Source organism: Paraburkholderia ginsengisoli NBRC 100965, from assembly GCF_000739735.1.
In the GTDB taxonomy this organism is placed as follows: domain Bacteria; phylum Pseudomonadota; class Gammaproteobacteria; order Burkholderiales; family Burkholderiaceae; genus Paraburkholderia; species Paraburkholderia ginsengisoli.
Window position 1 is genome coordinate 189,690 of record NZ_BBJF01000014.1, and the last position, 12,047, is coordinate 201,736.

A 12,047-nucleotide genomic window follows, 5' to 3' on the forward strand; every position below is an offset into this window, starting at 1 on the left:
CGGCATCAGGCCGCGAAAATTTCGGTGTAGCGCTTGATCCACGCCGGCTGCACGGCGGCGAGCGCCTTGTCGTCGTGAAGCACGGCTTTCTCCGCGATCTGCTGTGGGCTCGGCACAAACGCGCGGCTTTCGGCAGGAATCACCGCTTTCGAATTGACCGGGCCGTTCAGCACGTCGGCGGCCATGCGGCCTTGCACGCCCGCGTCGAGTGAGTGATTGATGAACGCGTGGATCAGATCGCTGTCGCCCGGATGAGATTTGGGGATCACCGTGAACATCAGCTGGGTCGCGAAGCCTTCCTTCATGCCGTAGGTCACGCCCATCTTGTACTCGGGCTTGCGGATCTGGTCGGGGAAGAAGGCCGGCGAATAGATGCCGCCGATATCGAGCGAACCGGTTCGAAACAGATCGGCTATCTGGTTCGGGTTCTCGCCGAGCGTCATCACGTGGTCTTTCAACTGCATCAGCTTTTTGAAGCCGGGCTCGATGTTCTGTTGCGAGCCGCCGTTCATCTTCGCGGCGATGATCGCGAGATCGACCGCTTCGGCCCATTCGGGCGGCGGCAGGAACACGCGGCCCGCGTATTTCGGATCCCACAGCGCCTCATACGACGTCGGCGCGCTCTTGACCGTCGCGGTGTTGTAGATCAAACCGTCCGACCACAGCAGATAGCCGACGCCGAAGCCGTTCGCGCCGGTGCGATATTGCGGCGCGACTTCCTTCAGGTTCGGCAGCTTGTCGAGATCGGGTTTCATCAGCAGACCGGCGTCGCCGAGACCCGCCGCGCCGACGCCGGCGAGCGTGATCACGTCGTAGGTGGGACGGTCGCCCGCGGCCTTGACCTTGGCGACCATGCCGGAGGTGCCGTCGGCACGATCGGCGATCACCTTCGCGCCGGTCTTCGCGGTGAACGTGGCGGCGATATTGCGCAGAGCGGCCGCGCCGGTGTCGTCCGACCAGGTCAGCAGGCGCAGCGTCTTGCCGCTGAAGTTTTGTTCCGCGGCTCTCAGCTTGACGAACGGCATCGGCAGCGTGGACGCCGCGAGCGCGGCGCCGAGCGTCTTGATGGCCTGCCTTCTACCCCGTTTGATCTCTTGCATGGCGGTCTCCTGTGTTGAACGCCTGTTGCCTGCTGATATCCGCTGTGACCGCTGCCGCTGCATTTTTCAGTTGCGTGGTTCGGTGCTGCGCTGTGTGCTCTTTGCCTACTCTTCGCCTGCTTCCTGCCCGTTCGCACACGAGGCGGCGAGTGCCGGTTGCCGGGGGCGTCGTGTGTGGATGCACTGTAGGTTTGCCAAAATCCCTCGCCAAACGAAATATGCGCATGGGCGGTATGACGTAAGCTCATGCACACGCCCTCGCGTAAGCGGTATGGCGGTAGAGGATCAACTGCTGGCGGCGCCTAGGCAGCGGCGCATGCGGGTTAACGTCCATGATTGCGAGGCCAACCCAACACGCCCGGAGGTATGAGGAAAGCTCGGTTCTGGTGCGCTCGCAGCTACGCCGTGCCCTGTGACGGTGCAGAAAATGCCAAGCGCACGCGTCCGTCGAGGCCCGCATGAGCCGAACGCATGCGGGCTGCCGCGTCGGCACTCTCGTGCGGCGATGATCGATCGCGTATCCTGTGGGCTTCGCGGGCGAGGCGGCGAGCAAGCTTCGCCGTCCGCGCAATGACTTTTTCTGATCCGGAAACCACGATGCGACGACTCCCGCCGCTCAACGCGCTGCAAATTTTCGAAACCGTCGCGCGCCACCGCAGCTTCACCCGCGCCGCCGACCATCTGTGCCTCACGCAAGGCGCGGTCAGCCGGCAGATCATCGCGCTCGAGGACTACTACAAGTTCCCGCTCTTCAAACGTCACGCGAAGGGGCTGACGCTCACCGCCGAAGGCGAAATGCTGCTGCCGGCCGTCAAGGAGAGCTTCGCGCGTATCGAGGAAATTTCGCTGCGCCTCACGCGCCAACGCACCGATCTCGCGCTGAAGGTGCCGACCTGCGTGATGCGCTGGATGCTGCCGAAAATCATGCGCTTCCAGGCCGAGTATCCCGATCTGCACGTGCAAATCACCACGACCTGGCAGCACGACGTCGATTTCCAGAGCGAGCCGTTCGACGCCGCGATCATCTATGCGTCGTCACCCGGTGCGGACGTGCAGGCGGTGCCGCTGTTCGAGGAGCGTCTGACGCCGGTCTGCGCGCCCGATCTGCTGAAGGACAAGCCGCTCGCGGAAGTGGCGGATCTCGCGCGCCACACGCTGCTGCATCCGACGCGCGATCATCGCGACTGGAAGATGTGGCTTGCGAAGGTGGCCGAGGTGGATGCCGCGCATGCCACCGCGATCGACGCCGAGCACGGCCCGAGTTTCGACACGCTCGACATGGCGACCAACGCCGCGTTGCAGGGCTTCGGGATTGCGATCAGCGATCTCGCGCTGATCGACGAGGACGTCGCGGCGCGGCGCCTCGTGCGTCCGTTCGATACGGTGCTCAAGACCGGCTGGCGTTACTACTTCGTGTATCCGGACTCAGTCGCGCATCAGCAGAAGCTGAATCTGTTCCGTGACTGGATCGCCGCGCATTGGGAGCAGTAGGGCCGCTCGTGGTTCACGTCGCGTGCGGAACGGGGGAGGCTCGCCGGGCCGCCTGCCGGCGCCTTGGGCCGTTTGCCATTGCGCGTGCCGCAAACCTCAAGGCGCGAACGACAGAAACAGATACGCCGCGAACAGCGACAAATGCACGGCGCCTTGCAGAATCGTCGTGCGACCCGTGCTCAGCGTGAGCGTGCCGACCACCAGCGTCAGCGCGAGCAACACGGTCTCCTTGCCGGTGATGCCGAGCACGAGCGGCTGGCCGGTGAACAGAAACACGCCGGCGACGGTCGGAATGGTCAGCCCGATGCTGGCCAGCGCCGAACCGAGCGCGAGATTCAGGCTGTTCTGCAAACGGTCGGTGCGCGCCGCGCGCACGGCGGCGAGACCCTCGGGCAACAGCACCAGCGCCGCAATGATGATCCCCACCACGGCTGGCGGCGCCCCCGCGTTCTGCACAGCCGTTTCGACGACCGGCGACAGCACCTTCGCCAGCAGCACCACGGCGACGAGGCATACCAGCAGCAGACCGCCGCTCGCGAGCGCGAGGCCGACGCTCGGCGGCGCGGCGTGGACGTCTTCGTCGGGCACGCCGGCGAGGAAGTAGTCGCGATGGCGCACGGTCTGCACGAACACGAACACGCAATACAGCACCAGCGAGGAAACCCCGGCGAACGCCAGTTGCGACGACGACAGGATCGGGCCGACGCTGGTGGTCGTGTAGTTCGGCATGACCAGCGTCAGCACGGACAACGACGCGAGCACCGCCAGCGCCGCCGCCGCGCCACGGCTCTGAAAGTCCTGCTCCCGATGGCGAATACCGCCCACCAGCAGACAGATGCCGACGATCCCGTTACACACGATCATCACCGCGGCGAACACGGTGTCGCGCGCCAGGCCGGCTTTTTCGGGACCGGAGGTCAGCATCACCGACACGATCAGCGCCACCTCGATCACGGTGACGGCCACCGCCAGCACCAGCGTGCCGAACGGTTCGCCGACCCGATGCGCGACCACTTCCGCGTGATGCACCGCGGTGAAGACCGCCGCGCACAGTGCCACGCCGACGAGCGCGAGCAGCAGCGCGTTGCCCGGCAGCGCATAGGCGACGCCGAGCACGATCCACGCGACGAAGGGTGCGGCAATGGTCCAGCGGGGCAAAACGGGCGAGGGAGTGGTCATTCGTGCGTCCTTTAATGCGAATTCATGACGGGGCATGACTCGGGCGATATGGATCGCCCGGTGTCGAAGCTGGGCGCAATGCTAAACCAAAGCATCAATAAAGCGACCTAACGTGTTAAATTATAAAAGATAATCTGTGCCGGTCGGCTTTATTGTGTGACGAGCGCCGGCGTGCAAAAAGCCGCGCGGCGCCGGTCGGGCTCACTCAGTCTGCTCCGGCGCGAGGCAAACGGCGACTCTCTCTTTTAGCAGGATTTTCTTACGCAGAACTGCGTGGGAAGGCATCGGGATGTGCGGCGATTCCGCGGACGGTACGAGTGCGTGCCAGAGGAATCGCAGACACCACACCGGACGAAACACGTTCAACCCGGCAGGGCGCCAATGCCCAGCGAAAGGACACCGGCGCCCGCTTGTTTCTTTTACAGCAAGTTGACGCGATTATTGCCCTTGAGCACGAATCGTCAGCGCATTCTTGACCGAGGTCACGCCGGCCACGCCTTGCGCAGCTTGCGTCGCGATGTCGATTTGCGCCTGTTCCGGCACCGAACCGGCCAGCGTCACGTCACCGCCGCGCGCGCGCACGGTGATGTTCGCCACGCTCAGGCCCTTCGTCTTCGACAGCGTCGCGCGCACTTTGCGGCTCAGCGCGCGGTTGGCCTGCTTCACCTGCTTGGCGGTCGGCGCGGATGCTGCCGGCGCGGCGGCATCGCTGGCTTGCGCATAGGCATTGATGGACGCCAGAACGATCAGCGCACCGCCGATCATCTTGATTGCCGGAAATGCTTTCATTCAACTTTCTCCTATTGTCATAAGTACGCAGTCCCCGGATGGGACGGTTTGCTACACCAACGAGTAATTCGGGATCAAATCTGAATGGAACGAACAGCAAGCCGTGCGGACGCTTCAACCTGTATGCCGAAGCGCGCGTGCTGAAACGCGGATGCACCGGCAGACGGCTGCGTAGAGGCCGTGCGAGAGGCCGGACAGAACGATACCGCAATTAGTGCCATGTTGAATGCCAGGCTATCCCTAAATGAGGCTTTGCTACAACGATTAAGCCGGCTGGAGTGGATCGACTGCGTTTTCCGGTTATTGCCGGACCGGTTTTTCTTCTGATTTCGCTATTCTCTTCAATTGCCATTGGGGTAATCCCAAACAGTGGGAATAACGCGTGGCCGCTTTGTACTGCTTTAAGGGTTTATCCGGCGAACGTCGGAACAGGACTGAATTTATGCGAAACGAATTGCTTCCTATCCGGCCTTTGCAACGCGACGATTTACCAGTCGATACGATCGAACTCGCGCGCTTCATGATCGGCAAATACCTCGTGCACGATTTGCCGGAAGGGCGCGTCAGCGGACGGATCGTCGAGACCGAAGCGTATCCCGTCGGCGATTCGACCAGCCATGCGTTTATCGGCCGTCGTCCGCATAACGGTTCGATGTTTCTCGCGCCTGGCCACGCTTATGTGCGGCTCACCTATGGGCTGTCGTACATGCTCAACATGTCAGCCGAAGCACAAGAGACCGGCGCCGGTATTCTGTTTCGCGCGATCGAGCCGCTCGAAGGGCTCCCGTTGATGGAAGCGCGGCGCCCCGGCGTGCCGTTGCGGGATCTCGCGCGCGGGCCCGGCCGCCTTACGATGGCGCTCGGCATCGGCGCGGCGTTCGACGGCCGCGATCTTTGCACGGGACGCGGTTTGTGGATCGGCGTGATCGAGAGAGAGGCCGCGTCGATTGGAGTCACGACGCGCATCGGTCTGTCGCGCGAGATGGATCGGCCGCTACGCTTTTTCGAGCCGGGCAGTGCGTTCGTCAGCGGGCCGCGCAAGCTGCTACTGATGCCGCATTCTCGCGCATGACGGTGTGCGTAAATTCGACTGCCAGCACGTGGCCTTTGCGGCAAAACCCGCTCAGATCAGACGATATTTTGAAACATCAGACACATCGCCTTACGACTCCGACAATTATTACCGCAATCTGGAAATGTAAATCGCATCCTGCGGCAATCCCCGGAGATTTCTTGCGAATCTAGCAATTATTTATCTCGAAATTAAGGGTTTTCCCTCGCGCATCTGATGACTAGACTGAATTCACTCGCTTCTCGCATGGTGTGAAAAGCGACGCAAATAAAATCAAGTCTGGAGGTAGTCATCATGAAATCGCTCATCAAGGCAGTTGCCATTGCAGCCGTTCTCGCCGCCCCGGTCGCTTCGTTTGCTCAGGCGAGCCAGCAGCCGGTGACCCGCGCGGATGTCCGTAACGAATTGGTCCAGTTGGAAGGCGCGGGCTACAGCCCGGCCACGACTAACGACACGAACTATCCCGCCAATATCCAGGCGGCCGAAAGCCGCGTGCAGGCGCAGAACCCCGCTGTCGCGCAAACCCAGCCGGTCGCCGATACCAGCGGTTACGGCGCGCCGATGAGCGGTTCGTCACAGGCGGGCGGCATGCTCCAGCCGACGACCGGTCCGAAATCGGTCTATTTCGGCAACTGAGTTGGCAACCAAGCCGACGTAGTCGCATCGGGGCGGAGGCCGGCGGTACGGTCCTCCGCCGACCGAAGCAGGGCGCGCGAGGAACTGCACTAACTGCGTTCCCCGTCGGCAGGCAGGAAAGTTGACGTAACAGAAGCGTGCGTGCCGTCGAGACTCAAGGTTTCATGGCGCGCCCGTCATCGCGAGTGATTCAACGCCTCGCGATCTTCACCCCCAGCGCCGCGCGCGCACCTGCATCACACAACCCGCGCGGCGCGTTCCCAGTTCAAAGAACCTCCGCTGCCGCAAGGTAGCTTCGCCCAACCGTTTCGACGATTGGGCTTTTTTTGCGATCTCTACACCGCGCGAAATGGCGCGTCCTGTGTCGCGGCGTTCATCATGCGGCGTGCATCAAGGACGTTCGCCGTGAATATAGAACTCGAGTTGCTGAATGGTGAACTGCTGTTCGGCGATGATGTTCTTCACCAGATCGCCGATCGATACCATACCGACCAGCCGGTCATTCTCGATCACCGGCAGATGGCGCATACGCCGCTCGGTCATCAGGGCCATGCAGTCGTCGGTAGTCTGATCGGGGCGCACGAAGCGCACCGCCTTGCTCATGATGTCGCGCACCGGCGTGGCCTTCGACGAACGGTCCATCAGCACTACCTTGCGCGCATAGTCGCGCTCCGTGATGATCCCGGCGATGCTGTCGCCGTCCGTCACGACCAGTGCGCCGATGCCTTTTTCGGCCATCAGTCGGATCGCCTCGTAGACGGAATCGTCGACGCCGATCGTGAAGACGCCGGTGTTGTTCGGTTTCGTTTTAAGAAGCTGGGCAACGCTTGTCATGGAGCGGCTCCGTTTCGCAATGCAGCACGCCGGTGCGGCGCGCTGTCGTGAGGGACAGGCCATTCCAGTATAGGCGCGGCGCGGCGGCGCGGTACTCCGGGAATACCTGGGGCGCGTCGCGCGTTCAATTCGGGTAGCGCCGCCGCGCCCCTACGCTCCTTGCACCGCGCAGGGACATACGGGTGCGCCGCGCGGATTAGCGGTAAACTCCCAGTCCAACCTTTATCCCCGGTTTGATCGGGTTCATGTCAGCAATACTGTCCAACGCCATGCTCACGTCTCACGATCCATCGCCCGCAGCAGACGGCGCCATCAACGGCGAGTGCGTCGTTCTCGACGCCACCGCCACGCTTCCCACGCGCTACGGCACGTTCACCTCGTACGTGTTTCGCGTGTGCGAAAGCGGCGCCGAACATCTCGCGCTCGTGATGGGCGATGTCGCCAACCAGTCGTCGGTGTTGACGCGCCTGCATTCGGAGTGCCTGACGGGCGATGTGCTCGGCTCGTATCGTTGCGATTGCGGCGAGCAGCTCGACCTCGCGTTGCGCTACATCGCGGCCGAAGGCTGCGGCGTGCTGCTGTATCTGCGCGGCCATGAAGGGCGCGGCATCGGTCTGTCGAACAAGATTCGCGCGTATGCGCTGCAGGAGCAGGGGCGCGATACCGTGGAGGCTAATCTCGATCTCGGCTTGCCGGACGATTCACGCGAATACGATTCCGCCGCAGGCATTCTGCGCACGCTGAAAGTCACGTCGGTGCGCCTGATGAGCAACAACCCGGAGAAATTCGACACGCTGTCCAAGCACGGCATCCCGGTGTGCGAGCGGGTCGCGCTGGCGATCCCGATGCGCGAGGAAAACGAGCGCTATATCCGCACCAAGCAGCTCAAGTTCGGTCATTACTTCGACGAGAACGAATAAGCGCCGCGCGTGGGCCGCTTGCCGTTCGGGAACGGCGGCCGGCGTTGTAGCGGCGGATTCGTCGAGATGTTGCGCGGGTCAGTGCAAGGCAGTGGAGTGGGGCAGGCTCCGGGCGCGCTGTGTTGGTGTTTGAGTTTGCATTTGCGTTGCGTCGCCCAATCGCGATAGTGCAGTAGCGCAGCTTCTCGGCATCGCGCCCGTGCGCATCAGAACAGACCGAAATCGTCATTGCTGTCGGGAATCGCGTTGAGCAGGTCTTGCAACGCGCGCCAGCCGAGCCAACCCAGAAGCGTCGCCGCCATCGCCAGCCCACCGTGGGCGCGGGCATTCACACCCGTCGACGAAACGCGGCGAGCCGTCTCGCGCGATTCGTCCCGCAACGAGGCACGCAGCAAAGGGCAGGTTTGCATTCTGTCTCTCCTTCTTCAATGGCAATGTCCGATCAGCGAGCGTTCGCCGCAGCGTCGCTCACGCGCGTCAACAGCGCCGCCAACGCCTGAGCTAGCGATGTCGCGCCAAAGCGCCGCTCGCTGACATGCGCTTCGACGTCGATGCGGCCCGCGTTATGCGCGTCGTACAGATCGACGATCAAACGCGTGTGCAGTTCGCCGAGCCCGGCATGCCGAAGCACAACGGTCCATTCATCCCGTGGCACTTCATGCGCGACGACCGGCCGGCCCGCCACTTCGGCGAGCGTGCGCGCCACGTCCAGCGCACTGACGCGCCGATCGCTTTCCACGCTCACGACACGCGGTGACGCTTGCGCGCGACTGTCGTCGAGCAGCAGTTCGGCGGCGAGCGAACCCACATCCTCCGCGGCGACGGTCGGGAACAGTTTGTCCAGCGGATGATGCAGACTCGGCAGCACGCCTTTGGCGAGCGCCATCGGCAACACGCGCGCCCACTTGTGCATGTGCTCGGCGGCGCGCAGAAACGTCAGTTGCGCGTCGATGCCGCGCAACTGCGTTTCGAGGTAGTGGAACAGCGTCGTGATGCCGGTGCCGTGCGGATGTTCCGCGCCGTAGTCGGAGAGCGCGAGCACGTGTGGCGGCCGCGCGGCACGCAGGGCTGCGACGCTCGCATCGATCGTCTGCCGCATCGCCGCCGCGGGATCGTCATGCGCACGTGGGACCGGACACAGCATCTGCACGGCATGCGCATCATCGAGCGCGCGCACCAGCGACGCCGCGTCGTTCAGATCGGCGACGGCAATTTCGCAGCCGATCGCAGCGAGCGGCGCCCCTTGTTCTACGTGGCGGACCACCGCGCGCACTTCACGGCCCGCGCGACGCAGGACCGTCGCGCTCATTCGGCCCACGGGGCCGGCTGCTCCAAAAATTACGAACACGTTGCGCTCCTCGAAGGATCGGTCGGTATGTCGTGATCATAGGGACGCGGCGTTCGGCCGGCGCGCAGGCAAGGATGGATTCGCGCAGATTCGGATGACGGTTTTTTCACGACGCGTCATGCGCAACACGCCACATGCCACGCAGGCACCGAATCTCGTAGCGCCAGGCGCGCGCGCGGAAAACGCCGCACAATGCACGTACGTTGTGCTGCCATCCACGAGGGACGCCATGAACGCCGCGACACCCCTATCGCAACTGCAACCGCCACCGCACTCAGGCTCGCGCATCGCCTTGCTCTCCAGCCAATCGCTCGGCTGGCAGGGCTTCGGCGCGGAACTGGTCAACGTGTCGGCGGGCCTTCACCGGATACCGGCGTTCAAGCATCATCGGGTGGGCGTGCATGTCGGCGCGCCGGTCCGGGCGCGCTGCCTGTGCAACGAACGCCGTCACACGCGAATTCAGGCACACGGCGATGCCGATGTGATCCCCGCCGGACTCGACGGCCAATGGAGCGACGACGCCGCGTGCACGATTTTCAGCGTCTGGATCGGCGATGAATTTTTGCGGCGGACTGTCGAGCAATTGGCCTTGAAGTCTGCGGACGCGCAACTGCGGCCGAGGTTCCAGATGCGCGACCCGCGCTTCCAGCATCTCGCGTGGGCATTGCGCGCGGAGCTCGAAGCGGACGACGCATCCGATCCGCTGTACGCCGAGAGCCTGGGTACCGCGATGGTGGTGCGCCTGATCGGCGGCGCGCCGTCGCTCGACGACAAACGGCGCACGCTGGCACCGAGGACGGCCGCGCGGGTGATCGAGTTTATCGACGGGCATCTGGACCAGCGTCTCACGCTGAGCGAACTGGCCGCGCTAGCCGATCTGAGCGTGCCGCATTTCAAGGTGCTGTTTCGCGAAACGCTCGGCATGCCGGTGCATCGGTACGTGGTGCAGCGGCGGGTGGAACGCGCGCGAACGTTGTTGCTGGAGGGGCGGCTCAACGCGAGCCGGATTGCGCTGGATTGCGGCTTCGCGCATCAGAGTCATATGGCGCACTGGATGGGGCGCCTGCTGGGTGTCACGCCGCGCGAACTGCTGCTCGCACGGCCGCGCGACGTGACGAGTGCCGTGTCGTCGGAACGTGACCGCGGCGTCGAAAGCTAGTTACGCGGCGCGCTACGTCACCTCACGTCGCGCAACGCAGCGCCATGCGCGCCGCGAACATCGGGCTCAACCCGGCGCGGCGCCCGTCAACTGCGAGTACACATCGTGCGACAGCTGCAACAGCTGAGCGCGATCGATCCCGCCCGACACCGCATAACCGAAGTCGCCGTCGACCCAGTAAAACACGTTCACCGGCCCCGACTGATACAACTGGAACGCGGTGGTGTTCGAGTTCACCTGACGATGCGAGATGCACAACGTGACGCGCTCGCCGTTCGGCCCGCGATACATGAACTGCGCGGTGGGTCCGTCGGCGCCGGGCAACAGGCGGCCGCCGGAGAGATTGAAGCCGCTCTTCGACAGCACCGGCGGATGCACGTTGGTGCCGAGCTTGTTGGCGAGCCACTGCACGAAATCCTGTTCGTGATCGGCGCTCATCTCGCTCGGGCGGTCGATGGCCGGCATATAGACCACGTGCGCGAGCGCGGCTTGCCGCGCGAACGTTTCGGCGCCGTCCGCGCTCACCGGCCGCGTGTCCGAATGACCCACCGCGAGCGGCCCGGCGACGTCCTGCCCCATGTGCGAACCGACGCCGATACCGATGCCCAGCACCAGCGCCGCCGCCATCCCCGCGAACTGCGGCCAGTTGGCGGCGATGCGCGAGCGACGCGGCGCGGCCGCCTTCAGGCGCGTCGGCACCGGCTCGCTGAGCACTCGGTCATAGCGCTCATGGAACATGTTGTTCAGCGAAAAATAATCGCTGACGCGCGCGGCCAGCTCGGGGTTCTGTTCGAGCGCGCGCTCCACGTCCACACGGCGTTCGTCGGACAGCGTGCCGTCCACGTACGCGTGCAGGTCTTCTTCGCCGATCGGCATTTGCTGGTCGCTCATCGCACCACCTGTAATTTCGCACCGGGCTGCGTGCCCGCCATCAACGCCCGCAGCCGCTCGCGTCCGCGCGACAACCGCGACATCACCGTGCCGATCGGGATGTTCAGCGCGAGCGCCACGTCGGCATAGCTCATTTCCTCCAGACCCACCAGCAGCACGACTTCGCGCTGCTCCATCGGCAGACGCTGCAGCGCGTAGTCGAGGTCGCGCATTTCTAGCGAGCGGGTCTGCTCGGACGGCACCGCGAATTCGCTTTCGGCGACGCTGTCGTCGTCGACGGCCACGTGGATGGCGCGCGCCGACGCCTTGCGTGCCTGATTCGCGAACACGTTGTGCATGATCGTGAAGAGCCACGCGCGCAGGTCGGTGCCGGGCTGGAACATGCCGGTGCGGCCGAGCGCGCGTTCGAGCGTGTCCTGCACGAGGTCGTCGGCGAGATCGCGATTGTTGATCAGCGCTCGCGCATAGCGCCGCAAACGCGGCACATGCTCCATCAACTCGTCACGCACATCCATTTTCGATCCCGATGGTGAGCCCCGCGAAAGGGCTGGGCGCTGGCATTGGGCGAGGGCCGCCGGTTGGGTTGCTGGTTCGCCCGCCACGCGCATTCGAATGGCAAACACGGGTG

At 64.0% G+C, this 12,047-nt stretch carries 13 protein-coding genes; 5 read left to right on the forward strand and 8 right to left on the reverse strand.

Translation table 11 applies throughout. The annotated features are described in order from the left end of the window. Positions 1-5 precede the first annotated feature (5 nt). Positions 6-1,100: an ABC transporter substrate-binding protein gene (locus tag BGI01S_RS21640; protein WP_042328064.1), complete on the reverse strand. Its 1,095-nt coding sequence runs from the start codon at positions 1,098-1,100 to the stop codon at positions 6-8. 597 nt (positions 1,101-1,697) lie between these two features. On the opposite strand from BGI01S_RS21640, the gene BGI01S_RS21645 reads away from it, so the two are divergent. After that, on the forward strand, positions 1,698-2,591 hold the full coding sequence (locus BGI01S_RS21645) for a LysR substrate-binding domain-containing protein (protein ID WP_042328065.1): 894 nt from the start codon (positions 1,698-1,700) through the stop codon (positions 2,589-2,591). 96 nt (positions 2,592-2,687) lie between these two features. Here the strand turns inward: BGI01S_RS21645 and BGI01S_RS21650 are convergent, their stop codons facing one another. Together BGI01S_RS21650 and BGI01S_RS21655 are read right to left on the reverse strand one after the other, a co-directional pair. Continuing rightward, the gene (locus BGI01S_RS21650) at positions 2,688-3,770 is read right to left on the reverse strand and encodes a calcium:cation antiporter (RefSeq protein ID WP_042328066.1); all 1,083 of its coding nucleotides are present in this window, start codon (positions 3,768-3,770) and stop codon (positions 2,688-2,690) included. 438 nt (positions 3,771-4,208) lie between these two features. Continuing rightward, complete coding sequence (locus tag BGI01S_RS21655) at positions 4,209-4,559, reverse strand: BON domain-containing protein (RefSeq protein WP_042328067.1); 351 nt, start codon at positions 4,557-4,559, stop codon at positions 4,209-4,211. A gap of 442 nt (positions 4,560-5,001) precedes the next feature. Here BGI01S_RS21655 and BGI01S_RS21660 point away from each other — a divergent pair, with 442 nt between their 5' ends. After that, positions 5,002-5,631, forward strand: a complete 630-nt coding sequence (locus tag BGI01S_RS21660) for a DNA-3-methyladenine glycosylase (protein ID WP_042328068.1) — start codon at positions 5,002-5,004, stop codon at positions 5,629-5,631. A 294-nt stretch (positions 5,632-5,925) separates the two neighbouring features. Continuing rightward, positions 5,926-6,267: a DUF4148 domain-containing protein gene (locus BGI01S_RS21665; RefSeq protein WP_042328069.1), complete on the forward strand. Its 342-nt coding sequence runs from the start codon at positions 5,926-5,928 to the stop codon at positions 6,265-6,267. A gap of 390 nt (positions 6,268-6,657) precedes the next feature. On the opposite strand, the gene BGI01S_RS21670 is transcribed toward BGI01S_RS21665, so the two are convergent. Beyond that, positions 6,658-7,101 (reverse strand): CBS domain-containing protein, encoded by a 444-nt coding sequence (locus tag BGI01S_RS21670; RefSeq protein ID WP_042328070.1) that lies wholly within the window; start codon positions 7,099-7,101, stop codon positions 6,658-6,660. 269 nt (positions 7,102-7,370) lie between these two features. Here BGI01S_RS21670 and ribA point away from each other — a divergent pair, with 269 nt between their 5' ends. Further along, positions 7,371-8,021: a GTP cyclohydrolase II gene (ribA, locus tag BGI01S_RS21675; RefSeq protein ID WP_042328071.1), complete on the forward strand. Its 651-nt coding sequence runs from the start codon at positions 7,371-7,373 to the stop codon at positions 8,019-8,021. Between the two features lie 206 nt (positions 8,022-8,227). On the opposite strand, the gene BGI01S_RS21680 is transcribed toward ribA, so the two are convergent. After that, positions 8,228-8,431 (reverse strand): hypothetical protein, encoded by a 204-nt coding sequence (locus BGI01S_RS21680; RefSeq protein WP_042328072.1) that lies wholly within the window; start codon positions 8,429-8,431, stop codon positions 8,228-8,230. A 32-nt stretch (positions 8,432-8,463) separates the two neighbouring features. After that, positions 8,464-9,369, reverse strand: coding sequence for an NmrA family NAD(P)-binding protein (locus tag BGI01S_RS21685; RefSeq protein WP_042328073.1), 906 nt, complete (start codon positions 9,367-9,369; stop codon positions 8,464-8,466). A gap of 229 nt (positions 9,370-9,598) precedes the next feature. On the opposite strand from BGI01S_RS21685, the gene BGI01S_RS21690 reads away from it, so the two are divergent. Beyond that, on the forward strand, positions 9,599-10,528 hold the full coding sequence (locus BGI01S_RS21690; protein WP_042328074.1) for an AraC family transcriptional regulator: 930 nt from the start codon (positions 9,599-9,601) through the stop codon (positions 10,526-10,528). Positions 10,529-10,594: 66 nt separating this feature from the next. On the opposite strand, the gene BGI01S_RS21695 is transcribed toward BGI01S_RS21690, so the two are convergent. Further along, entirely contained in the window at positions 10,595-11,419 is an 825-nt protein-coding gene (locus tag BGI01S_RS21695; protein WP_042328075.1) for an anti-sigma factor family protein, read from the reverse strand. Further along, entirely contained in the window at positions 11,416-11,934 is a 519-nt protein-coding gene (locus tag BGI01S_RS21700) for a sigma-70 family RNA polymerase sigma factor (protein WP_042328076.1), read from the reverse strand. Before BGI01S_RS21700 ends, BGI01S_RS21695 begins: the two co-directional genes overlap by 4 nt. Between the last annotated feature and the right edge of the window lie 113 nt (positions 11,935-12,047).